General features: G+C 56.8%; 20 protein-coding genes. 5 read left to right on the forward strand and 15 right to left on the reverse strand.

Annotated elements, in window-relative coordinates:
* The first annotated feature begins 251 nt into the window (after positions 1–251).
* The 4 genes from ACIQT8_RS20525 (at position 252) to ACIQT8_RS20540 (ending at position 4,739) form a co-directional block, all read left to right on the forward strand.
* Complete coding sequence (locus ACIQT8_RS20525) at positions 252–1,181, forward strand: sugar ABC transporter substrate-binding protein (protein WP_138792830.1); 930 nt, start codon at positions 252–254, stop codon at positions 1,179–1,181.
* Between the two features lie 73 nt (positions 1,182–1,254).
* The gene (locus tag ACIQT8_RS20530) at positions 1,255–2,796 is read left to right on the forward strand and encodes a sugar ABC transporter ATP-binding protein (RefSeq protein ID WP_400968997.1); all 1,542 of its coding nucleotides are present in this window, start codon (positions 1,255–1,257) and stop codon (positions 2,794–2,796) included.
* Between the two features lie 30 nt (positions 2,797–2,826).
* Positions 2,827–3,858, forward strand: a complete 1,032-nt coding sequence (locus tag ACIQT8_RS20535; protein ID WP_138792828.1) for an ABC transporter permease — start codon at positions 2,827–2,829, stop codon at positions 3,856–3,858.
* A 56-nt stretch (positions 3,859–3,914) separates the two neighbouring features.
* Entirely contained in the window at positions 3,915–4,739 is an 825-nt protein-coding gene (locus tag ACIQT8_RS20540; protein ID WP_400969001.1) for a TIM barrel protein, read from the forward strand.
* Positions 4,740–4,795: 56 nt separating this feature from the next.
* On the opposite strand, the gene ACIQT8_RS20545 is transcribed toward ACIQT8_RS20540, so the two are convergent.
* The 12 genes from ACIQT8_RS20545 to ACIQT8_RS20600 all read right to left on the reverse strand — a co-directional run bounded on the left by ACIQT8_RS20545 (position 4,796) and on the right by ACIQT8_RS20600 (position 19,328).
* Positions 4,796–5,923, reverse strand: a complete 1,128-nt coding sequence (locus tag ACIQT8_RS20545; protein ID WP_400969004.1) for a Gfo/Idh/MocA family protein — start codon at positions 5,921–5,923, stop codon at positions 4,796–4,798.
* A 41-nt stretch (positions 5,924–5,964) separates the two neighbouring features.
* Positions 5,965–6,777, reverse strand: coding sequence for a 5-deoxy-glucuronate isomerase (iolB, locus tag ACIQT8_RS20550; RefSeq protein ID WP_400969007.1), 813 nt, complete (start codon positions 6,775–6,777; stop codon positions 5,965–5,967).
* Between the two features lie 116 nt (positions 6,778–6,893).
* Positions 6,894–7,802 (reverse strand): myo-inosose-2 dehydratase, encoded by a 909-nt coding sequence (iolE, locus tag ACIQT8_RS20555; RefSeq protein ID WP_400969010.1) that lies wholly within the window; start codon positions 7,800–7,802, stop codon positions 6,894–6,896.
* Position 7,803: 1 nt separating this feature from the next.
* Positions 7,804–9,624: a 3D-(3,5/4)-trihydroxycyclohexane-1,2-dione acylhydrolase (decyclizing) gene (gene iolD, locus ACIQT8_RS20560; protein ID WP_400969013.1), complete on the reverse strand. Its 1,821-nt coding sequence runs from the start codon at positions 9,622–9,624 to the stop codon at positions 7,804–7,806.
* Entirely contained in the window at positions 9,621–11,537 is a 1,917-nt protein-coding gene (gene iolC, locus ACIQT8_RS20565) for a 5-dehydro-2-deoxygluconokinase (RefSeq protein ID WP_400969016.1), read from the reverse strand. Before iolC ends, iolD begins: the two co-directional genes overlap by 4 nt.
* A gap of 169 nt (positions 11,538–11,706) precedes the next feature.
* Positions 11,707–12,522 (reverse strand): MurR/RpiR family transcriptional regulator, encoded by an 816-nt coding sequence (locus tag ACIQT8_RS20570; RefSeq protein WP_400969019.1) that lies wholly within the window; start codon positions 12,520–12,522, stop codon positions 11,707–11,709.
* 122 nt (positions 12,523–12,644) lie between these two features.
* Positions 12,645–13,361 (reverse strand): ABC transporter ATP-binding protein, encoded by a 717-nt coding sequence (locus tag ACIQT8_RS20575; protein ID WP_400969022.1) that lies wholly within the window; start codon positions 13,359–13,361, stop codon positions 12,645–12,647.
* A complete protein-coding gene (locus ACIQT8_RS20580) occupies positions 13,342–14,106 on the reverse strand; it encodes an ABC transporter ATP-binding protein (protein WP_400969025.1) in 765 nt (254 codons plus the stop codon). The genes ACIQT8_RS20575 and ACIQT8_RS20580 overlap by 20 nt, the downstream gene beginning before the upstream one ends.
* Complete coding sequence (locus ACIQT8_RS20585) at positions 14,103–15,110, reverse strand: branched-chain amino acid ABC transporter permease (RefSeq protein WP_400969028.1); 1,008 nt, start codon at positions 15,108–15,110, stop codon at positions 14,103–14,105. The genes ACIQT8_RS20580 and ACIQT8_RS20585 overlap by 4 nt, the downstream gene beginning before the upstream one ends.
* Before the next feature lies 1 nt (position 15,111).
* The gene (locus ACIQT8_RS20590) at positions 15,112–15,975 is read right to left on the reverse strand and encodes a branched-chain amino acid ABC transporter permease (protein WP_138792817.1); all 864 of its coding nucleotides are present in this window, start codon (positions 15,973–15,975) and stop codon (positions 15,112–15,114) included.
* An 83-nt stretch (positions 15,976–16,058) separates the two neighbouring features.
* Positions 16,059–17,231 carry an ABC transporter substrate-binding protein gene (locus tag ACIQT8_RS20595; protein ID WP_400969032.1) on the reverse strand — a complete coding sequence of 391 codons (1,173 nt, stop codon included), beginning with the start codon at positions 17,229–17,231 and terminating at the stop codon, positions 16,059–16,061.
* Between the two features lie 159 nt (positions 17,232–17,390).
* Complete coding sequence (locus ACIQT8_RS20600) at positions 17,391–19,328, reverse strand: bifunctional sugar phosphate isomerase/epimerase/4-hydroxyphenylpyruvate dioxygenase family protein (RefSeq protein ID WP_400969035.1); 1,938 nt, start codon at positions 19,326–19,328, stop codon at positions 17,391–17,393.
* Between the two features lie 82 nt (positions 19,329–19,410).
* Between ACIQT8_RS20600 and ACIQT8_RS20605 the strand changes: the two genes are divergently transcribed.
* Positions 19,411–20,094 (forward strand): TetR/AcrR family transcriptional regulator, encoded by a 684-nt coding sequence (locus tag ACIQT8_RS20605; protein ID WP_400969038.1) that lies wholly within the window; start codon positions 19,411–19,413, stop codon positions 20,092–20,094.
* On the opposite strand, the gene aroQ is transcribed toward ACIQT8_RS20605, so the two are convergent.
* From aroQ to ACIQT8_RS20620, 3 genes are all read right to left on the reverse strand, one after another.
* A complete protein-coding gene (gene aroQ, locus ACIQT8_RS20610; protein ID WP_400969041.1) occupies positions 20,069–20,512 on the reverse strand; it encodes a type II 3-dehydroquinate dehydratase in 444 nt (147 codons plus the stop codon). The genes ACIQT8_RS20605 and aroQ overlap by 26 nt on opposite strands.
* Positions 20,509–21,378 (reverse strand): shikimate dehydrogenase, encoded by an 870-nt coding sequence (locus ACIQT8_RS20615; protein WP_400969043.1) that lies wholly within the window; start codon positions 21,376–21,378, stop codon positions 20,509–20,511. The genes aroQ and ACIQT8_RS20615 overlap by 4 nt, the downstream gene beginning before the upstream one ends.
* 68 nt (positions 21,379–21,446) lie before the next feature.
* Positions 21,447–22,208, reverse strand: a complete 762-nt coding sequence (locus ACIQT8_RS20620; protein ID WP_262526646.1) for an amino acid ABC transporter ATP-binding protein — start codon at positions 22,206–22,208, stop codon at positions 21,447–21,449.
* Between the last annotated feature and the right edge of the window lie 11 nt (positions 22,209–22,219).

Consider the following 22,219-nt stretch of genomic DNA (forward strand, 5'->3'; position numbering starts at 1 on the left):
GTGTGCGGTGTGGCGACACCAGTGCTAAGGCGCGCTTGCTATTAGGTGGTTGCCATGAGCGGAGCCCCAACAAAACGTGACCGTATACTCACCAAGAAAAGATTGACGTTTGATCCAAAAATAGAATAAATATACCGTACATCAGGTAAATCGGTTTCATTATTCCGTTTTGATGTGAGGAGGAGCGGCGAACTCAAGTTCGCTTCCGGCTGGGAGAGGTGGCGCCGGACACTGAGGAGGAGAAAACCACAATGAGAAAGCTTATTATCAGCGCGGCTATGTCGTTGCTGCTCGGTACCGCGGCGCATGCCGAAACCGTTGGTGTTTCGATGGCTCTGTTCGACGACAACTTCCTGACGGTTCTGCGCAATGGCATGCAGGACTATGCGAAGGGAATGAACGGCGTGACGTTGCAGGTGGAGGATGCACAGAACGACGTGGCCAAGCAGCAAAGCCAGATCCAGAACTTCATAGCATCGAAGGTCGATGCAATCATCGTCAATCCGGTCGACACAGACGCGACCGCTGCGATGTCGAAGCTTGCAGCTGAAGCCAAAATCCCGCTCGTCTATGTCAATCGCCAGCCTGTGAATGTTGACAGCCTTCCTGACGGACAGGCTTTCGTCGCCTCCGAAGAGGTCGTCGCCGGAACGCTCGAAACTAAGGAAGTTTGCCGTCTTCTTGGTGGAAAGGGCAAAGCCGTCGTCATGATGGGCGAGCTTTCCAACCAGGGTGCGCGCATGCGTACGCAGGCCGTGCATGACGTCGTGAAGACCGATGAATGCAAGGGGATCGAGATCGTCGAGGAGCAGACCGCAAACTGGCAGCGCACACAGGGTGCGGACCTCGTGACGAACTGGCTCTCCAGCGGCATCGAATTCAACGCTGTGATCGCAAATAACGATGAAATGGCGATTGGCGCCATCCAGGCCCTCAAGGCTGCAGGCAAGGACATGAAGGATTATGTTGTTGCCGGCGTGGATGCGACCCAGGACGCTCTTGCCGCCATGCAGGCCGGTGACCTCGATGTCTCGGTTTTCCAGGACGCAGCCGGACAGGGTAAGGGCGCTCTTGATGCCGCCCTCAAGCTTGCCAAGGGCGATAAGGTGGAAAAGAAGGTCTACATTCCTTTCCAGCTCGTGACGCCTGAAAACGTCAAGGACTACGTGGCTAAGAACTAAAACCTCCCGGGAGGAAGGGGTCGTTAATCGCTTCCCCTTCCTCTGATAAATTCCTTGTCTTGTGGAGGATGAGATGGTCGTCAGTCCGTCTACGATGGCCGCTGTGCGCGCCAGCGGTGCCATACCGAATGCAGAATTTCTTCTTGCGGCGGAAGGTGTCCGAAAAGAGTTTCCGGGCGTGGTTGCGCTCGATGATGTGTCGTTCCGTCTCAAACGAGGCAGTGTCCACGCGCTGATGGGAGAAAACGGCGCGGGCAAGTCCACGCTGATGAAAATTCTCGCCGGTATTTATCAGCCCGATGAAGGTGAAATCCGCCTGAAAGGTGCTCCGATCCGGCTGAATTCCCCACTCGACGCGCTCGAGAACGGAATCGCCATGATCCACCAGGAACTTAACCTGATGGCCTATATGACAGTTGCGGAGAATATCTGGATTCGCCGCGAACCGAAGAACCGCCTCGGTTTCATCGATCACGGTGAAATGTATCGTCGCACGCAGGCCCTTCTGGAGCGGCTCGGGATCGATATCGATCCAGAAACGCCGGTGAAGGAGCTCTCTGTCGCCAGCCGTCAGATGGTGGAAATCGCCAAGGCTGTCTCCTACGATTCCGATGTTCTCATCATGGATGAACCGACCTCGGCGCTGACGGAACGCGAAGTGGAACATTTGTTCCGGATTATCCGTGACCTGCGCGAACGTGGCATCGGCATCGTCTACATCACCCATAAGATGAACGAGTTGTTCGAGATTGCCGATGAATTTTCGGTATTTCGCGACGGCAAATACATTGGGACGCATGCGTCGACCGACGTTACCCGTGATGACATTATCCGCATGATGGTCGGGCGCGAGATAACGCAAATGTTCCCGAAGGAAGACGTGCCGATCGGTGAGGTCGTGCTGTCGGTGAAGAACCTCAGCCTGGACGGCGTGTTCCAGGATGTTTCCTTCGACGTCCGGGCCGGCGAAATTCTCGGTGTTGCAGGCCTGGTCGGCTCTGGCCGCTCGAACGTGGCGGAGACCGTTTTTGGTGTTACGCCTGCCTCATCCGGCAAGGTGGAGATCGATGGAAAGCCCGTGGCGATCACAAACCCGACGGAGGCAATTCGCAACCGAATGGCGTTTTTGACGGAGGACCGCAAGGACACTGGCTGCCTCCTGATCCTCGACATACTCGAAAACATGCAGATCGCTGTTCTGCAGGACAAATTCGTCAGCAACGGCTTTGTGCAGGAAAAAGGGCTTTCCGAAGCCTGCGAGGATATGTGCCGCAAATTGCGTGTCAAAACCCCCAATCTGCAGGAACGGATCGAAAATCTGTCGGGCGGCAATCAGCAGAAGGTGCTTATCGGTCGCTGGATGTTGACCAATCCGCGCATCCTGATCCTCGATGAGCCAACACGCGGGATCGATGTCGGTGCCAAAGCGGAAATTCACAAGCTGGTGTGCGAAATGGCCCGTCGCGGTGTCGCGGTGATCATGATCTCGTCGGAAATGCCTGAAGTTCTGGGCATGAGCGACCGCATCATGGTCATGCATGAAGGCCGGGTTACAGGGTTTCTCGAAAGAAGCGAAGCCACGCAGGTCAAGGTTATGGATCTCGCATCGCGTTAAGGCGCGGCGAGATTTTTGGGAGGATAACTGATGAATACCAACATCGCGGCAAAGAGCGAGCAGGACGTCAAATCGGGGCGTAAGCCGCATCGTCGCATGCCACCGGAAGCCAATATTTTCTTCGTTCTGATCGGCATAGCTCTCGTTTATGAGATACTTGGCTGGATTTTGATCGGTCAGAGCTTTTTGATGAACCAGCAGCGACTGACGATCATGATCCTGCAGGTCTCCGTTATCGGCATCATCGCTGTCGGAGTAACGCAGGTCATTATCACGGGGGGCATTGATCTCTCCTCGGGTTCGGTCGTGGGCATGACAGCAATGCTGTCAGCAAGCGTCGGTCAATCGTCGACCTGGCCGCGGGCGCTTTATCCTGGACTGACCGACCTGCCATTTGTCATTCCTCTCGCTGTGGGCATTCTCGCCGGCATGCTGGCAGGGTTCATCAACGGACAGCTCATTGCCAGAACGAAAATTCCGCCCTTCATCGCAACGCTCGGCATGATGGTGACGGCACGTGGTATTTCGAAGTGGTACACGAAAGGACAACCAATTTCGGGCCTGACTGATGGGTTTAACTTCATCGGTTCCGGTATCTGGCCAGTTGTCGTATTCCTGACCGTTGCCGTGATCTTCCACATTGCTCTTCGCTATACGCGCTACGGCAAGTTCACCTACGCAATCGGTGCCAACCAGCAGGCGGCGCGTGTTTCCGGTATCAATATCGAAGCGCATCTCATAAAGGTCTACGCCATTGCTGGCATGCTGGCAGGGCTTGCCGGTGTCGTGACAGCGGCCCGCGCGCAAACCGCGCAGGCTGGAATGGGGGTTATGTACGAGCTCGATGCGATTGCGGCGGCCGTAATCGGCGGCACGTCGCTTGCCGGAGGTGCTGGCCGTATCACTGGGACAGTGATCGGCACGATCATTCTTGGTGTCATGACCTCGGGTTTCACGTTCCTGCGTGTCGATGCCTATTATCAGGAGATCGTCAAAGGCCTCATCATTGTCGCAGCGGTTGTCGCCGACGTTTACCGTCAGAAGAAACGCGCAAAACGCTAGTCTTTCCTCCCAGACCTGGGGCAGGAGTGATCCTGCCCATTTTTTTGGAAAAGCTCATGACATCTCTCCGCTTTGCGCTGAACCACATGGTCGCGCCACAGAAATCTGCCGAAGCGTTCTTCGATCTCGCCAGACAGCTCGGTATTAAAGCTGTCGAAATCCGCAACGATCTCGCAGGCAATGCCATCATTGATGGAACGCCAGCGAAAAGAATAAGGGATATCGCAGCTTCGGCCGAAATTTCGATCCTGTCGATCAACGCGCTTCAACGGTTCAATGAGTGGTCTTCTGAACGGGAAAAGGAAGCCCGTGAGCTGGTCTCTTACGCACGCAATTGCGGTGCAGCGGGACTTGTCCTCGTGCCGGTCAATGACGGGTCCGGTCGTGGAGACGGTGCGCGTCAGGCGAACTTGCGCCGTGCGCTCAAGGAACTGTTGCCGATTCTGGCTGATGCGGGAATTGTCGGCCTGGTCGAGCCGCTCGGTTTTGCCATTTGCTCACTGCGTTCGAAGCGTGAAGCTGTCGAAGCGATTGCGGATATTGGCGCAGACAGCACTTTCCGCCTCGTCCATGATACGTTCCATCATCACCTCGCCGGTGAACCGGAGTTCTTTGCCGACAGAACAGGCCTGGTGCATATCTCTGGAGTTACAGACGCAAAAGTGCCGGTCGCCGACATGCTGGATGCGCACCGCGTGCTGGTCGATGAAAACGACAGGCTTGGCAATATCGAGCAGCTCAAGACCCTTGTCTCCCACGGCTACAGAGGCTTCTTTTCCTTCGAGCCCTTTGCTGCAACGGTTCATTCGCTTGATGATCCGCGCGCAGCACTGATGGCGTCCCTATCACATATCACCGGTGCATCTGACGGAGCACGCTAGTGTTTAAAGGTCTCTGCGACTGGCGCGATGCCAGTCGCAGGGGCGCCTCGCCGATACTATTCGTGGACCTCGTTCGCGGTCACCCAACGCTGCTCTGCGAACGAACGTGCCATCGCGTGAATACTCCGTTCGATGCGAAGGCCGTTCTCGAAATCAATGATGTGTGCGTTCTGTCCCCCGATTGCCGCCAGCAGTTCACGGCATTCGATAACCTTGAGGTCGTTGAAGCCGAGGCCATGGCCGGGTGCCGGGATGAACCGGTCATAGGGCTTGTGATGCGGTGCCGTCAGGACGGTTCTGAAACCTTGCTCTTCCGGTCGGCCGTCGGTGGTATAAAGTTGGAACTCGTTCATCCGCTCCTGATCGTAAAGCATAGAGCCGGTTGACCCAAAAATCTGGATGGCGATGCGCCCCTTGCGTCCCCAAGCAGAGCGGTTAGCCATCAGGACGGCGGAAATATCGCCCTCCAATTTCAGCAGCACACTGGCAAGATCGTGGGTCTCGACAGCCCGCGTGCCACCGCTTGCGAGTGGACGCGTCGCGTAGGGTTTTACCATGTCAGTAATCGCGCTCTCAACGTGGCCGAAGAGGGCGTAGAGCAGTGAAAGCGGATGAACTGCAAAATCGTCCAATGCGCCGTAACCGGATGACGCCTCGCTCTTCCAATAGAACGGGGCGGTGGCGTCGGCCATGAAGTCCTCATCCATTTCCGCCCGCACATGGTAGACCGTGCCGATCGCTCCTTCATCGATCAGGCGGCGCATGTGCCGGATCACCGGGTTCTGGATGTAGTTGTAGCCCATGGCTGCCGTCTTGCCCGAGCTTCGTGCTGCGTCGCGCATCTTGACCGCGTCTTGAAACGCCGGTGCCATAGGCTTTTCGCACCAGACGTGTTTGCCAGCCTCAAGGGCGGCAATTGCCATTTCCGGGTGAAACGCATTCGGCGTGGTCACCGAGATCGCATCGATATCGGGATCGGACAAAAGATCGCGCCAGTTTGCCGTCGATCGAGAAAAACCGAATTCCTGTGCTTTTTGACGAGCCAGTTCCGGATTTATCTCGGCGAGGGTAACGAGCCTCGGTCGTTCGACGTCTCCAAAAACGCTGGCAACATTGTTCCAGGCAAGTGCGTGGCATTTGCCCATATAGCCGGTGCCGATGAGGCCCACACCCAAAGCGGCCATCGTTTCCTCCTCCAGAAATCGTGAATGCTTGTCCGACGCGATCAGGGGTTGTCGCGCTTGAAAATCCAGTCGTGATCAGGATGGTTCTTGAAGCGCCATTTGCGCATCGGGCCTGCCATGACATTCAGGTAATACATCTCGTAACCATAAGGAGCGCCGCAGGGGTGATGCCCCTTGGGAACGAGTACGACATCGCCATCCGCAACGGCCATCGTCTCGTCCAGCGATCCATCTTCAGTGAAGACGCGTTGGAAACCGAAACCCTGCGATGGGTTCAGCCGGTGATAATAGGTTTCTTCCAGATAGGTCATATCGGGGAAGTTATCCTCGTCGTGACGATGAGGGGGGTAAGACGACCAGTTTCCAGACGGCGTGAAGACTTCTGTCACAAGCAGGCTATCAGCGACATCTCGCTCTTCCATGGCGATCGGGAAAATATAACGTGTATTTGCGCCCTTGCCACGTTCGGTCAATTCCACCCCAGCCGGACCGATCTGCTGTGCTTCACGGGTACCAGCATCAGCCGGAGCAGTGCATACGCCGACCGTGCAATTCGTGGTGGCTTCAAGTGACCATTCGGATCCGGCAGGGACATAGACGCAATGCGGTGGCTTGCGTTCGAAGACGTTCATCCGGTCACCGAGTTCGCCGAAATCCTTGCCTCCCGCAGCGATTTTGGCCTTGCCTTCAACGATAACGAGAATGACTTCCGTATCTCCGGTCTTTTCCGCTGCCGTTTCACCCGGGCTCAGTTGGTAGAGGCCGAAACCGACATAACCCCATTCTGCGCTTTGGGGCGTGATGTCATGCACCTTGCCGGTCTTCGCCACCGGCTTGCGCAGAAGTGATGTCATGGTGTTTCTCCCTGTATTTTGAGCATATGTCGAAAGGCATATAACGGCCTTCGTCTATCGGAGGGGATGTGGAGAGCGGAAAGAGCTCGGACAATCTTTCCGCTGTCATTGCTGCTTCAGGCGGCTGCCGCTTTGTCCAGCCCTGCTTCCTTAGCAAATGACTTCAGGGATTTCAGGCCAAGGCTCTGATATTCGAAGGGATTGCGGACATCCGGATCCTGTTCCGCTTCGATGACCAGCCAGCCGCTGTAACCATGTTCTGCCGCGACTTTAAGCACGGGCGGGAAATTGACGCCGCCTTCGCTGTCACCGGGGACGGTAAACACGCCACGCCGCACACCTTCAAGGAACGAGAGGCGTTCGTTGCGAACCTGTTCAGCGATAGCGGGCCGCACGTTCTTGGCATGGATGTGGCCGACGCGGTTCATGTATTTCTTCGCCACACGAACCGGATCGCCGCCACCAAACAGGCAGTGGCCGGTGTCGAGCAGCAAACGCGTCTTGGGGCCGGTGTGTTTCATCAAGAGATCGATCTCTTCCTCGCTTTCGACGACGGTTCCCATATGGTGGTGATAGACGAGTGTGATGCCCTGTTCAGATGCATGGGCAGCAAGCGCCTCTACGCCCGCGCCGAAGGAGGCCCAGTCGCTTTCCTTCAGCCGTGGCCGGTCAACGAGCGGCGTGTCATCGTTACCGTGAATGGCGTTGGAGGTCTCGCAAACAATGATGACTTTCGAACCCATGGCTTTGAGCAAGTCGAGCGCAGGCTGCATTGCCTTCTTCTCGGTCTCGATATCATCCGTCAGAAGATTGAGTGAATGCCAGCCGGAGACATAGGACAGGCCCCTTGGAGAAAGCACTGCGTTCAGTCCCTCTGGGTCCTGGGGGAACTTGTGGCCTTTCTCGATACCGTCGAAGCCGATCTTCGCTGTCTCGTTCAGGCATTGATCAAGGCTGATGTGCGCACCGAGCGTGCGGTCGTCATCATTGGACCAGGCGATCGGGTTCGTTCCGTAGCGGATCATCTTACTGTCTTTCCTTCAATGCGGATTCATAACGAGTGCGTGCGTCATTGACTTCCTGGCGCTTGGAGACTTCCGGAACGGCCACATCCCACCAATAGCCCCCAGCTTGAGGTGTTGGGTAAGGATCGGTGTCGATGACGATGACCGTCGTGCGCGCCGAAGCGCGGGCAGTCTCCAATGCCGTTTCCAGCTCTGCGATAGTCGAAACCTTCTTGGCATCCGCGCCCATGGCGCCGGCATGCGCGGCGAAATCGATGGCAATCGGGGTGACGTTGGTATGGGCGTAAAGGTTGTTGAACTCTGCACCACCGGTGCCCATCTGCAGCCGGTTGATGCAGCCGTAGCCCCGGTTGTCGGTGATAACGAGCGTGATCTTCATGCCCATCGCGACAGCGGTCGCAAGCTCAGAGTTCATCATCATGTAGGAGCCGTCACCAACCATGACGATGACGTCGCGATCCGGCTCCGCCATCTTGATGCCGAGGCCACCGGCGACCTCATATCCCATGCACGAAAAGCCGTACTCCATGTGATAGGACAGTGGCAGCTTTGATTTCCAGAGCTGGTGGAGTTCGCCCGGCATGGTTCCGGCTGCGCACATGACGACTGTGTTGTCCCGAGAGGCTCGCTGCACCGCGCCGATCACCTGCATGTCGGTTGGCAGGCTGTTTGCATCACCTGGAGGGTTCGTCACGCTGTCGGCCTTCTGGAACCACGATGCCTTGAGCTTGGCGTCGGGAGAGGCAAAACGATGATTTCCAAGGGCTTCCGACAGCTTTTCAAGTCCAATCTTTGCATCAGCCGTCAGGCCGATGGCACCGTGTTTGGCGCTATCATAGGGCTGGACGTTGAGCGCCAGGATCTTTCGGTTCGGGTTTTTGAAGAGTGCCCAAGACCCCGTCGTAAAATCCTGGAAGCGGGTGCCCACGCCAAACACCAGATCGGCCTTTTCGCTGACGATGTTGGCACATTCCGCACCTGTCACACCGACAGGGCCGAAGTTCAGGTCATGATCCCAAGCGAGCGCGGACTTGCCCGCTTGTGTTTCCACGACCGGGATGGAGTGTTTTTCCGCAAACGCTTTCAGGGTGTCTGTCGCGCCGGAAAAATGAACGCCGCCTCCGGCAACGATGATCGGGTTCTTGGCAGCCTTCAAAGCGGCGAGCGCATTGTCGAATTCTGTCGCATCGGGCTCGGGCCGGCGTTGGCGCCAGACGCGTTTTTCAAAGAAGCTTTCAGGATAATCGTAGGCTTCCGCCTGGACATCCTGGCAGAATGCAAGGGTGACCGGACCGCAATCTGCCGGGTCCGTCATCGTTCGCATGGCGCGGGGAAGGGCGGTCAGCAATTGTTCGGGGCGCATGATGCGGTCAAAATATCGGCTCACCGGGCGGAAGCAGTCATTGACCGTCATCGTGCCATCGCCAAAATCTTCGATCTGCTGCAGCACCGGATCGGGTCCGCGATTGGCAAAGACGTCACCGGGGATCAACAGAACCGGCAGACGGTTCACATGGGCCAGTGCGGCTGCCGTGACCATGTTGGTTGCGCCGGGGCCAATCGACGATGTTACCGCCATGGCGCGCCGGCGGCGCAGTTGCTTGGAATAAGCAATTGCCGCATGGGCCATCGACTGTTCGTTCTGGCCGCGATAGGTCGGCAATTCATCTTTAATGCCATATAGCGCTTCGCCGATACCAGCGACATTGCCATGGCCGAATATGGCCCAGACACCGGCAATGTAGGTTTCTCCGTGTTCATTCATCTGCGCGGCAAGGTAACGAACCATCGCCTGCGCAGCCGTCAGTCTTACTGTTTTCACGCTGCCTCTCCCTTTTTGGCGCGCGCCTCATCCCAAATGTGACACAGGTTGCTGTAGCGCTGTGCCATGTCCTTGATTGCCTCGGCGTCTGTCATTTTGCCGCCGAGCCAAGCACGGGCAGCCTCCGCAAAGATTGTACGTCCCACCGCAAATCCCTTGACCAGATCAAAGCCGGCCGCAAGGCGGAAACTTTCCTCCAGTTCGCTCTGTGGGGCATCCAGACCGAGAACAACAATACCTCGGACATAAGGGTCGTTACGCTGGACCGCATCGCAGGCATTCTTCCAGGCAGCCTCGGTTTTCATCGGCTCCAGTTTCCACCAGTCCGGGTAGATCCCGATTTTGTAGAAGCGATCGATGATGCGGGCCGCCGTCGTGTCATCTGTCGGATTGACCTTCGATGGAATGATCTCCAGCAGCATCTCCAGCCGGTTGCGACGGGCGGCTTGGAACAGGCGAGTGACGGTTTGCTCCTGCTCAGTGCGCATTTCGTCCGTGTCGTCGGGATGATAGAAGCACAGCACCTTCACGACATTTTCAACTGGCCATTCCGCTAGGCCGCCGTAGTCCGCCCCCAGTGCAGGTTCTAGTGTCAAAGGTCGCGATCCTGGCCATTCAACAGGTCTGCCAATCCATAGGCCAGATCCACTTGCCTCATAGAGCGCGTCCCGTCCAAGCCGGCCGTCACAGAGGATGCCGTATCCTTCTTCGTTTCCTGCAACTTGGCGGGTTGCTGCCAGGCAGAGTTTCTTGAAGTCACCGATGCGGCCATGGTCCACACCGAGTTCGTCTGCCATCCCCTCCAACTGCATGCGATGATCGAAAGCAAAGACGCGCATCGTGTTCCAGTCGCCCTTGCGATTGGTCGACCAGTGCACCTGCTCCAAGCCTTCATCCTTGCGAAGCGCCTTGTTTCGAATGCCGGTGCGGAAGAAATATTGCAGCTCTTCCCAACTCGGATAGGCTGGGGTGCAGCCGTGACGGGAGACCGCAAATGCACCGCAGGCATTGGCAAATTTCAGCGTTGTCGGCCAATCCTCGCCTCTGAGCCATCCCCGGAAAAGCCCGGCCATGAAGCCATCGCCTGCACCAAGGACGTTGAACACTTCAATCGGAAAACCTTCACCGGATTCGCCGTGATCGAGATTGTCTGGTATTGCACCGGCAAAGACCACAGCTCCCATCGGTCCGCGCTTGCAGACCAGGGTTGCCTTGGAGACCGCGCGAACAGCTCTTAGAGCCGCCAATGTATCGGTCGAGCCGCCGGCGATATGAAATTCTTCTTCTGTTCCGACGATCAAATCGAAGAGCTGCAGGGTCGATTGCAGTTTGGCGGTTACCTTCGCGGATTCGACAAAACGGCTCTCACCATCGCCATGACCAGCAACACCCCAGAGATTGGGTCGGTAATCGATATCCAGCGCGGTCTTGGCTCCATTTTCGCGAGCAAGCCTGAGCGCCTTGAGGACGGCTGCTTCGGTTTTAGGATGCGACAAATGGGTGCCCGTCGCGCATACACAGGCCGCGTCTGCGATGAACGCCGGGTCGATGTCGTCTTCGCAAAGCGCCATGTCAGCGCAGTTTTCGCGATAGAAAATCAAAGGGAACTGGTTCTGGTCGCGGATACCCAGGAGAACGAGTGCGGTCAGCCTTTCGGGGTCTGTTTTGACGCCACGAACATCGACACCTTCGCGAACGAGCTGCTCGCGGATAAATCGGCCCATGTGTTCATCGCCAACACGCGTGATGACGGCACTGTTGAGGCCAAGCCGTGCGGCGCCGGCTGCAATATTGGTCGGCGAACCACCGATATATTTGTTGAAGGAGGCCATGTCCTCCAGACGTCCGCCCACCTGTGCGCCGTAAAGGTCGACAGAAGAACGCCCAATCGTAATGAGATCGAGTTTTTTCAAAAGGCTCCTCCTTGGCGGCTGAGAACCAGGCCGCCGTTCTCAGATGAGCCTCCTCTGCTCACCTGTCTTTTCCGCCAGGATCTGGCGCTTTGACAAAACGGCAGGCTTAGAATGCCGTTTCATTAATTTGGAGCATAAATTCTATTTTCTGTGTTTTCAATAAAAATATTCAGCCGGTCTTGCGCGCTCCCACGGCAACCGCAAGCGTTATCGCAACGCAAAGCGTGGCAGAAAGTGAACGGAAAGCACCAAAGTCGATCTCTGTCACCGTCAGCAGCATGGCCCCCCCCTTGCGAAGCGGGTTAACCGCCGAATCAGACAGTGCAACGACGGGAACGCCTTTTGCCCGCACAGCATCGGCGAGCTCCAACGTTTCCGACGAGTAGGGAGAAAATGTGATGGCGATCAGCGCGTCGTCAGGAGAAATTGCGCTGATGTTGCCGAGGCCGCCGACGGCACTGTGCAGAACCGCTGGAACCTTCATTTTTTCGAAGGCATAGGCAAGGTAGCTCGCAACAGGGAACGAGCGCCGCAGTCCAACAATATGAACGGTTCTCGCTTTTGCCAGAGCGGAAACAGCCTCATCGAGTTGGCGGGTATCCACTGACTTTAGGAGCGATTCCAGCGATGCTCTGCCAGCCTCGACAAACTCTGCAAGTAGGCCGGATGCGCTCTCGTCGCCTTTTTCTCGCAGATGATCGAGACGCGTGGCGTAATCGGGCCAACCGCCCACATAGGATTCGCGAAAAAGACGCTGCATTTCCGAAAACCCGGAAAAGCCCATGATCTGACAGAAGCGCATGAAAGCTGAAGGCTGCACACCTGCACCCTCAGCCATTTCTGCAACCGTAGAGACGGCAATTCGGTCCTGGTTGGAAGCAACGTAATCGGCGCATTGCCGCAAACGCTTGGGCAGGCTGTCGGCAACCTCGTGCAGCCTTTCCTCGAATGCCTTTACCGAACCCGGAGCCTCATTGACGGTCATTTTTCTTCCTATTCCTCGTGATGAATATTCACTTTAGCGGAATGGAATTTTTATTCTACGTCGTTTTTCGCCGCGACGTCGTTCGCATCGTCGGCTTGAGCTTCAGGGTTGGTCTGGAGCTTCTAGTGGAGGCCTCCAACGCCGAGATACGTGTCGATGATATCTGGATTATCAGAAAGCTCGCTCGAAGAGCCCTGCCAGGCGATACGCCCACGTTCCATGATGATCGCTTGGTCAGCAAAATCGATCGCCATCTGGATACGCTGTTCGACCAGAAGGATGGTCATTTCCCCCGATTGTGCCAGTTTCGAAAACGCTGCCATAAGCTCTTCGCAGATGACCGGCGCCAAACCTTCCAGCGGCTCGTCCAGAAGCAGGACCTTCGGCTTGCCGAGAATGGTGCGCGCCGTTGACAGCATCTGCTGCTCACCGCCCGACAACTGCGAGCCGAGATTGCGCCGACGTTCTTTCAATCGCGGAAAAAGGCTGTAGGCCTCTTCGATTGCGGATTTGGGTCTACCCTTGAGACCAACAAAGAGGTTTTCCTCGACCGTCAGGGTCGGGAAGACATCACGGGTTTGCGGGACATAACCCAGGCCCGCATGGGCGCGCGCGGCACTCGGCAGGCCGGTTATATCCTGTGAGCCAAGGCGGATGTCGCCGGAGAACCTTTTCGTCTGGCCGGCGAGCGTCGCAAACAGGCTCGTCTTGCCGACGCCATTGCGTCCAAGCACGGCAAGGCGAGAACCTGACGGGACGGACAGAGACAGGCCCTCGATCACACGGGTCGGACCGTAGCCTGCGGACAGATTGGAGATTTCAAGCGGCGCTGCGGGCATCGGCATAACTTCCCAGATAGGCTTGGCGAACTTCGGCGTTGGACGTGACTTCTTCAGGCGAGCCGTCAAAAATGACGGCACCAGCGGCCAGAACCACAACGCGCTTGGCAAAGCGGAACACGAGATCCATGTCGTGCTCGATCATCAATATTGCGAGGTCGGACGGCAGTCGGTCGAGCGCCTGCTCGATGCGGGACGTCTCTGTTGAAGGGACCCCCGCTGCCGGTTCGTCGAGAAGGAGGATCTTAGGCTTAAGGGCCATGGCGAGTGCAATCTCGATCAGGCGTTGCTGGCCGTAGGCGATTTCGCGCACACGTGTTCCGGCCAGTGGCAGAAGACCGAGCGTCCCTAGAATATCGCGGACTTCCTGCATGACAGAAGGCATGGCACGGTAGCGCCCAAAAATCCGGCCCGTCTTTCCTTCACGCTGCAGGATTGCCAGTGCAACATGTTCTTCAGGCGTCATGTCCTGGAAAAGCCGAGTAACCTGGAATGAGCGCACAAGGCCGCGTTTTACCCGCTGGGCAGCGCTGAGGCCCGTCACATCTTCACCTGCAATGCGGACGGTTCCGGCTGATGGTTGGATATTTCCGGTCACCAAGTTGACGAACGTTGTCTTGCCGGCCCCGTTCGGGCCGATCAGGACCGTGCGGTCACCGGGGGACAGTGTGAGCGATACATCGTTGGTGACCAGAAGGCCGCCAAAGTTTTTCTGCAGTCCGGAGACTTCGAAGATTGGCGTCATTTGCGGCCTCCTTTCAGACGTCCGAGAATTTGTTCACCAGCTCCGTACAATCCCCGTGGAGCGAAGAGGACGACAGCAATCAGCAAAAGTCCGACAATGGTGAGCCAGTGGAACGGGTTGGCGGCCGAGACAACATCCTCAAACCACATGAAGGTAACGGTTCCGATCAGCGCCCCGTAAAGCGATCCAGCACCTCCAAGAACGAGCATTACCAGGGCCTCTGCCGAGAGCGTGAAGCTCAGGCTGTCCAGTCCCACCACCTGAGTGGAGATTGCGTTGAGCGCACCGCCGATGCCGGCAACGATACCCGAGATGACAAACATCTTGAGGACAGTTGCGTTGACCGAGCCACCCATTGCCTTGATACGAATGCTATCCTGCTTGATGCCGCGGCAAAGCATGCCGAAGGGCGAATTCACCACCACCTTCAGGGCAAGGAAGACCACCAACAAGAGACAGACGCCAAAGACATAAGCGGTGCGGCCATAGAGGTCGAATTCGAAGGTGCCGAAAACTGCGTCTGGCGAGACACCGGAGAGCCCGTCGCTGCCGCCCGTCCACCCGGATGCCTTGTTCGCCGCTTCGTGGAACAGGTGGATGACGGCGATCGATAGCACAAGTTGCGGCAGGCCGTGGGCCCTCAGTAGGATTGTGCCCGAGAGGAGGCCAGCGACGCCACCTGCCGCAGCTCCGATGAGCGTCATGGCAAACGGGTCCGTGATTTCAAAATGGGCCGCGGCAATGCCTGCCGCGTATGCGCCAGCGCCGAACAGCGCCGCATGCCCAAGCGTCGCGACCCCGCAATAACCCGTGACAAGGTCGATGGACAGGACGAGGAGCGCAATTGCGATGATCCGAGTCAGAAGTGCCAGGTTGTCCGGAAACAAAAAGTACCCGGCGATCGCGGCTGCGATGATGAGAACCGGACCGGCCAGTGCACGCAGGGTGGATCGGTTGGCCGCGGTCTTTTCAGGTGCTGTTACATCATTCATGAGAACCGCCATTTCACTTGAGCCTTCCCATCAGGCCGCGCGGGAAAATCGTGATGATTACGATGACCGCGAGGTAGAAAAAGAATTCTCCATATTCGGGGGCCAGGTAGCGGCCGGTGGTGTCGATAGCGCCGAGCAACAGACAAGCGACCAGCGCGCCGGGGATAGAACCTGCACCACCCACTGAGACGACCACAAGGAACGTCACCATGTAACGCAGCGCGTAGTATGGCTCGACAGGAAGCAATTCAGCTCCAATAACTCCGCCCATGGCCGCCAGGCCAACGGCGATCGCAAAGCTGATGGCGTAGATCACTTCGGTCCTGACCCCGAGAGCCGCAGCCATGGCGGCGTTGTCGACGGCAGCACGCAACTTGATACCAAAGGCGGTGCGCTCAAATGTGAACCAAAGCGCGCCTGCAACCAGGAGGCCGCAGATGATTGCAAAAATACGATGTGTAGCAATCGTCCGGAAACCAAGATCGGCTGCGCCCGAAAGCTGTTGCGGGAGCGGGATTGTTTTCAGGGTTGGGCCGAAGACATAGTTGGCGATCCCGATAATGCAGAAGGTGATGCCGATCGTCATCAGGACCTGCGTCAGTTCCGGCGAACCGTAAATGCGCCTGTAGAGAAAGCGCTCGAGAGGTATCGCAATGATGATGGTTCCAACGATCGCAATCAGAATGGCAGCCGCATATCCGAGACCGAGGCCATGTGCTGCGTATGATGCTAGATAGCCGCCGATCATGGCAAAGGCGCCGTGCGCCAGGTTGACGACCCGCATCAATCCCATCGTTACCGAAAGTCCGATGGAAATGATGAAAAGGACCATGCCATAGGCGAGCGCATCGACGAGGATGCTGAAAACCGTCTGCATGTGGAAAAGCTCCTCCGGCCGATTTCGGCCTTATCTATGCGAACCGCCCCGAAGGGCGGCTCAAGTCTTGCTGCGGCTTGTTGTTACTTCGCTGCTGCCAAGCCGGGATCACCCTGCTTTTCAAAGGTCTGGACTTCCTTGTTGTAGTAGGTGCCATCGTCAGCCTTGGCGACTTCACGCAGGTAGATGTTCTGCGTGATGTGACGGCTTTCGCCATCAATCGTCACGGGGCCGCGCGGGCTTGTCCAAGACAGACCTTTGACGGCGTCGACAGCTTTTTCAGCGTCCTGCTTGCCGCCGGTCGCCTCGATCATCTTGCTGATGACATACATGCCATCAAAAGCGCCGACCGCCGGGAAGGAAAGTTCTTTGGGATTGCCGATGGCCTTGGACGCGGCCTCAACAAATGCCTTGTTTTCCGCCGAGTCGTGCGAGACGGCGTAGTGGAACGTGGTCTGCATGCCGAGCGCCGCTTCACCGAGTGCCGGCAGGTCGGATTCCTGTGTCAGATCGCCCGGGGCAAACAGCTTGATGCCACTGGATTTCAGGCCGTTGTCATTGAATGCCTTGACGAAGCCGAGCGTTGTCGGACCTGATGGCAGAAACGCGAAAACGCCTTGCGCACCCGAATCCTTTACACGTTGCATGATCGGGCTGAAATCGTTGGTGGAAAGTGGCATGCGGATGCTTTCAACGACTTCGCCTCCCGCCGCCGTGAATGCGGCCTTGAAGGCATTTTCCGCGTCAACGCCCGGGCCGTAATCGCTCACGAGCGAAATGACTTTCTTGACGCCACCATCAAAGGCGACCTTGGCGATCGGGGTCGAGGTTTGCCAGGTGGTAAAGGATGTGCGCACGACATAAGGGCTTTTGGTCACGATGGCTGAAGTTGCAGCGTTCATGACCACCATCGGCACGTTGCCCTGCTTCAACAGCGGCGTGACCGCCATGGCATCCGGGGTGAAGTAGAAGCCAGCGAGATACTGCACGCCTTCCTTGACCACCAGTTCCTGAGCCAGCGCCTTCGACTGGGCCGGATCGGCCTGCGGCACGTCGCGATAGATAACCTCGATTGTATCGTTGCCGACCTTGTTAGAGTTCAGCGCAAACCAGGCATCGATCCCCGCCTTGAAGTTTTTACCCTGAAGAGCAAAGGGACCGGAGAACGGGCCGACGACACCAACCTTGATGGTTTCAGCATGGGCCACAGAGCCGAGACAAATGGCTGCAAAAGCAGCGGTGAGCAATAACTTCATGATTTCCTCCCACGTGACCAGCGGTTCCTCCGCACTGATCGATTGCACGAAATTGCTGTTTGCAGCGTGGAAAGTAAAATGAAAAAGAAATGATCAATGATAACCGTGGAGTTATCATTTCTCAACTTTTGTGGCTTTTGTCGTGGGTTCCGGTTTCGATTATTGTTTCGGCATTCCCTCCGGGCGATCAAGTCTTCGCTGTGCGGCAATTCGGAATGGAGCGTTCATGGCGCCGTAGCCAGCATAATTCCCGCGACGCTCGACGATTTCAAAAAAGAACCCCTCGCCAAACGTACGGCTGTAAATCTGGAAATACTCTCCACTGTCATCACGATCGTAGAGGATGCTGGCCGCGCGCAACGCGTCTGAGAAAGCTGGTTCAAGACCAAACCTCGCCTCCAGATCATCGTAGTAATTGCGCGAGATCGGTAGAGCCTGAAAACCGAGGGCGTGCAGTCTATCCGCGGTCGCAAATATGTCGCTTGTTGCAAATGCAATATGCTGGATGCTTGTACCGAAACCTTCAGCCAGGAATTTTCCTGCGAAGGTCTTGCGGCTGTCTGCGCCATTCATGGTCAGGCGAAAACGTGGATCCGGTGCGCTCTCTATCGCCTGGCTGCGGACAAGGCCGCCGGGGTCGACCACGTCGACCATCGGAGTCCGTCGGGTCGAGAAAATCGAGGTGTAGAAAAGAAGCCATGTGAGCATTTCATCGTAATGCGTTGTTTGCGCGAGATGATCTATACGGGAAAGTCCAGCACCCGTTTGAACGACGCCAGTCTTGAAGGGAGTGAATTCCTGCTCCCAAATCGACGATAATTTCGGCGAAGCGTCGAGGAAATAGATGACACCGTTTCCGACCCCCTGGATGGCCGGAATAGGAACTTCATCTGGCTGACGGGGTTCTGCAAAGGTCGGTGCGCCGAGACCGGCTGCGCGTTTCAATGCCGCCTCGGCGTCGTCCACCTTGAGGCCGAACGCGTAGGCATTGGTGCCATGTACAGAGTAGGATGCACCGGCAAAGCTGTCGCCTGCATTGTCAGTGTTGATGACGATGCGGATGTCACCTTGTGTGTAAAGATCGACATCGCGGTTACGATGTCTAGCCGATCGGCTGAAACCAAGCGCAGCAAGCAGCGTTTCGAGATTTTCTTTTTCCTGGGTTCCTGTGGTGAATTCGACAAATTCCACGCCCTGCGTGATGATCCGCTCCGGCATATCTGGTGCCTTGATGCGGATGTCGGGTTCCAGCCGTTGCACTTGGTCCATGAGGTAGACGAGCGAGCGATGACCATCTTCGGCAAGCAGGCGGGCCGATCCACCGCGAAACTGGTCATTGAAGATTTCAAGCGACAGCGGGCCTGCATAACCTGTGGCGGCGACAGCGCGCATGAAATCGACCACGGGGAGATCGCCTTCGCCCGGCATGTTGCGGAAATGACGGCTCCAGTAAAGGAGATCCATGTCAATCAACGGCGCATCGGCGAGTTGCACGATAAAGATCTTGTCGCCGGGAATGGAGCGGATCGAATTCGGATCAATCTTGCGGGACAGGGTGTGGAAACTGTCGAGGATAATGCCGACATTGGCGTGATCGGCGCGACGAACTACCTCCCAGGCGTCGCGATGATCGTTGATGTGGCGACCCCAGGCCAGCGCCTCATAGCCAACCCGGACACCGTGTCTGGCAGCACGCTCGCCCAGTTCGTGAAAGTCGGCAGCAGCTCGGTCAATGCCGCCAAGCGAAATTGGCGATACGTTCGAGCAGATCAACATAAGGTCGGTGCCGAGTTCGCCCATGATGTCGAATTTCCGCTCCGCTCGCTCAAGCGCGCGGGTGCGATGCGGCTCCGGCATGCCCTCGAAGTCGCGAAATGGCTGGAAAAGCGTGATGTCCAATCCGAAATCACTCGCCATCCGCTTCACATCGCGTGGCGATGCGTCATAGGTCAGGAAATCGTTTTCGAAAATCTCGACGCCTGAGAACCCTGCCTTGGCGATTGCGGCAAGCTTTTCTGGGAACTCCCCGCTGATGGAAACGGTCGCGATCGATGTGCGCAATGGCATGTTTTGTTTGCCCGTGTCATAGCTGATCATGTTGCGTTCCCTTTCAACACTATGTACTAATTGGTTAATAATGGGGCGCTTCGATGGCGGCCGCTTCGCAGATGGATGAGTTATGATAGCAAGGGCAACCTCGAAGGAAACCCGCCCGGCAAAACGGGATCCGGAAGGTGTCCGTCGCGATATTCTTGCCGTTGCGATGGAAGAGTTTTCGCAAAACGGCCTGTCGGGCGCGCGGATCGATGAAATAGCGGCTCGGACCCGCACGTCGAAACGCATGATCTACTATTACTTTGCCGACAAGGAGGGCCTCTACCAGCGCGTTCTTGAAGAGGCCTATGCGAAGGTTCGTGGCGGCGAGAGCGACCTGGAGCTGGATCACCTTGAGCCGGCCGCAGCGCTCGACAAGCTCTGTCGTTTCACCTTCGATCACCACCGCCGCAATCCGGCTTTTATTCGGATGGTCATGATCGAAAACATTCATCACGGCCGGCACATGCAAATGTCGGGAAAAATCCGGCAGCTCAATCGCCCCGCGATCGAAGCTCTTGAGAGTGTTCTGACAAGGGGGCAACAGAGTGGTGTCTTCCGCGAAGGCATCGATGCACTCGAACTTCACTGGCAGATCAGTGCACTTTCGTTTTTCAATGTCTCCAACGTTGCGACCTTTTCTTACATTTTTGGCGACGAGCTCTTCACGCCGGGCGGCCAGGATACGCTGTCGCAGCACGTAGCCGAGATGGTTCTTCGTTATGTGTTGAGCGCCGACCATATCACGCTTGTCGGGAAGAGCGGCTGATGAGGTGGCGTAGAGCCACTTCATAGCCTTCAATGCCAAGGCCGGCGACGACCCCCTCGGCTCTGGTCGACACATAGGAGTGGTGGCGGAAAACCTCGCGTTTGTGAATATTGGAAATGTGAATCTCGATGACCGGTGCCTCGAAGGCATTCAACGCATCGAGGATCGCGACCGATGTGTGTGTAAAAGCGCCGGGATTGATGACAATCCCAGCCGATTTCCCGCGTGCCTCATGAATCCAGTCGATTAACTCATATTCCCGGTTGCTCTGCGCAAAAAAGAGATCGTGCCCAGCCGAATCCGCGATCGTTCGGCACGCTTTTTCGATGTCGGCGAGCGTTTCATAACCGTAGATTTCCGGCTGCCGCTGTCCAAGAAGATTGAGGTTCGGGCCGCTTAGAACGGTGAAAAGGCTCATGCGACCCCCTCTGCCATGCAAAGTTCTGTGAAATGGGCGCTCATGCGGGAGGCATCAGGTTCACGGCCACAAAACAGCCGGAAGGCGCCAACTGCCTGAAATACCGCCATGCCGCCGCCCGACAGTGTCCGACACCCTTTTTTTTCTGCTGTTGCCAGGAGTTCGGTGACAAGTGGCATATAGACGATGTCAGCAATCCAGTGACGGGGCTCAATCAGGCTTGCAGAAATTGGCATGCCAGGATGAGCGGGCATACCCATCGGCGTTGCGTGGATCAGACCATCGGCAGAAGACAATGACACGCCCGCATCTTGTGTGGCAAAAGCGCGGCCTTCACCAAAACGAGCGTTAAGTTCGCCTGCAAGGCGCTCGGCGCGGCTATTGTCGCAATCGAATATATCGAGGTGGGTAATGTCGAGCTTCAGCGCTGCATGTGCCACGGCGACACCTGCGCCGCCTGCTCCGATCAACAGGGCGCGGTCCCGCTTTGCATCCGGCAGGCCACGTATGAAGCTTTCATAAAAGCCATACCAGTCGGTGTTGTGGCCGGTTCTTTTGCCGTTTTGAAAAACAACCGTGTTTACAGCCCCCAACATGCGGGCGTCGTCAGACAGATCATCAAGATGCGGTATAACGGCCTGCTTGAAAGGGTGGGTGATATTGACGCCCGCAAATCCCCGATCTTCCGCATCGCGGAGCAAGTCTGGCAATGCACTCTCAGAGAGACCAAGGGCATGAATGTCCATCAGTTCGTAGGCGTAGTCGAGCCCGTGGGCTGCACCTTCGCGTCTGTGGAGTGCGGGGGTTTTCGAAAGCTGAATGTCGGCGCCTATCAGGCCGACTTTGAAAGAAGTTGGGTCTGTCATGATCCGGTGTCGCTCGTCGGCGTGGGAGAGAAGGCGGGATTAATCCGCCTCCCGTTCGGTTCGCGAACTCAATGGTGGGCGAGAATTTCGCCCAGGAATGTGCGGGTGCGCTGATGCTTGGGATCGCGGAAAAATTCGTCCGGAGGGCCTTCTTCGATGATTTCACCGGACGCCATGAAAACGACGCGGTCGGCAACCTGTCGGGCAAAGCCCATTTCGTGGGTGACGCAGATCATCGTCATTCCGTCCCGCGCAAGCCCGATCATGGTGTCGAGCACTTCCTTGACCATCTCAGGGTCAAGCGCAGATGTTGGTTCGTCAAAGAGCATCGCTTTCGGCTCCATGCACAGCGCGCGGGCAATTGCTGCACGCTGCTGTTGGCCGCCCGATAGCTGGGCGGGGAACTTGTGTGCCTGATCGAGAATTCGAACCCTTTCCAGGTATTTGCGGGCGGTTGCTTCTGCCTCGCTTTTCTGCAGGCCTTTCACACGCATCGGAGCGAGAGTGCAGTTCTCCATGATGGTTTTGTGCGGGAAAAGGTTGAAGTTCTGGAACACCATGCCGACCTCGCGCCTGACCGCGTCGATGGCGCGGCTCGAATCCGAGAGGGTGTTGCCTTCGACGGTAATCTTTCCCTCCTGGATTTCCTCCAGATGGTTGATGCAGCGGATCAGCGTCGACTTTCCCGACCCCGACGGGCCGCAAAGGACAATTTTTTCGCCTTTGCGGACCGTGAGGTTGACGTCCTTGAGTGCATGATAGGCTCCATACCACTTGCCAACCCCTTCAAGGGCTATAAGCGGAACCTGTGTTGCGGCGGATTGCGGCATGGGAGCCTCCT

This window comes from Agrobacterium sp. NPDC090273 (genome assembly GCF_044772305.1).
In the GTDB taxonomy this organism is placed as follows: domain Bacteria; phylum Pseudomonadota; class Alphaproteobacteria; order Rhizobiales; family Rhizobiaceae; genus Agrobacterium.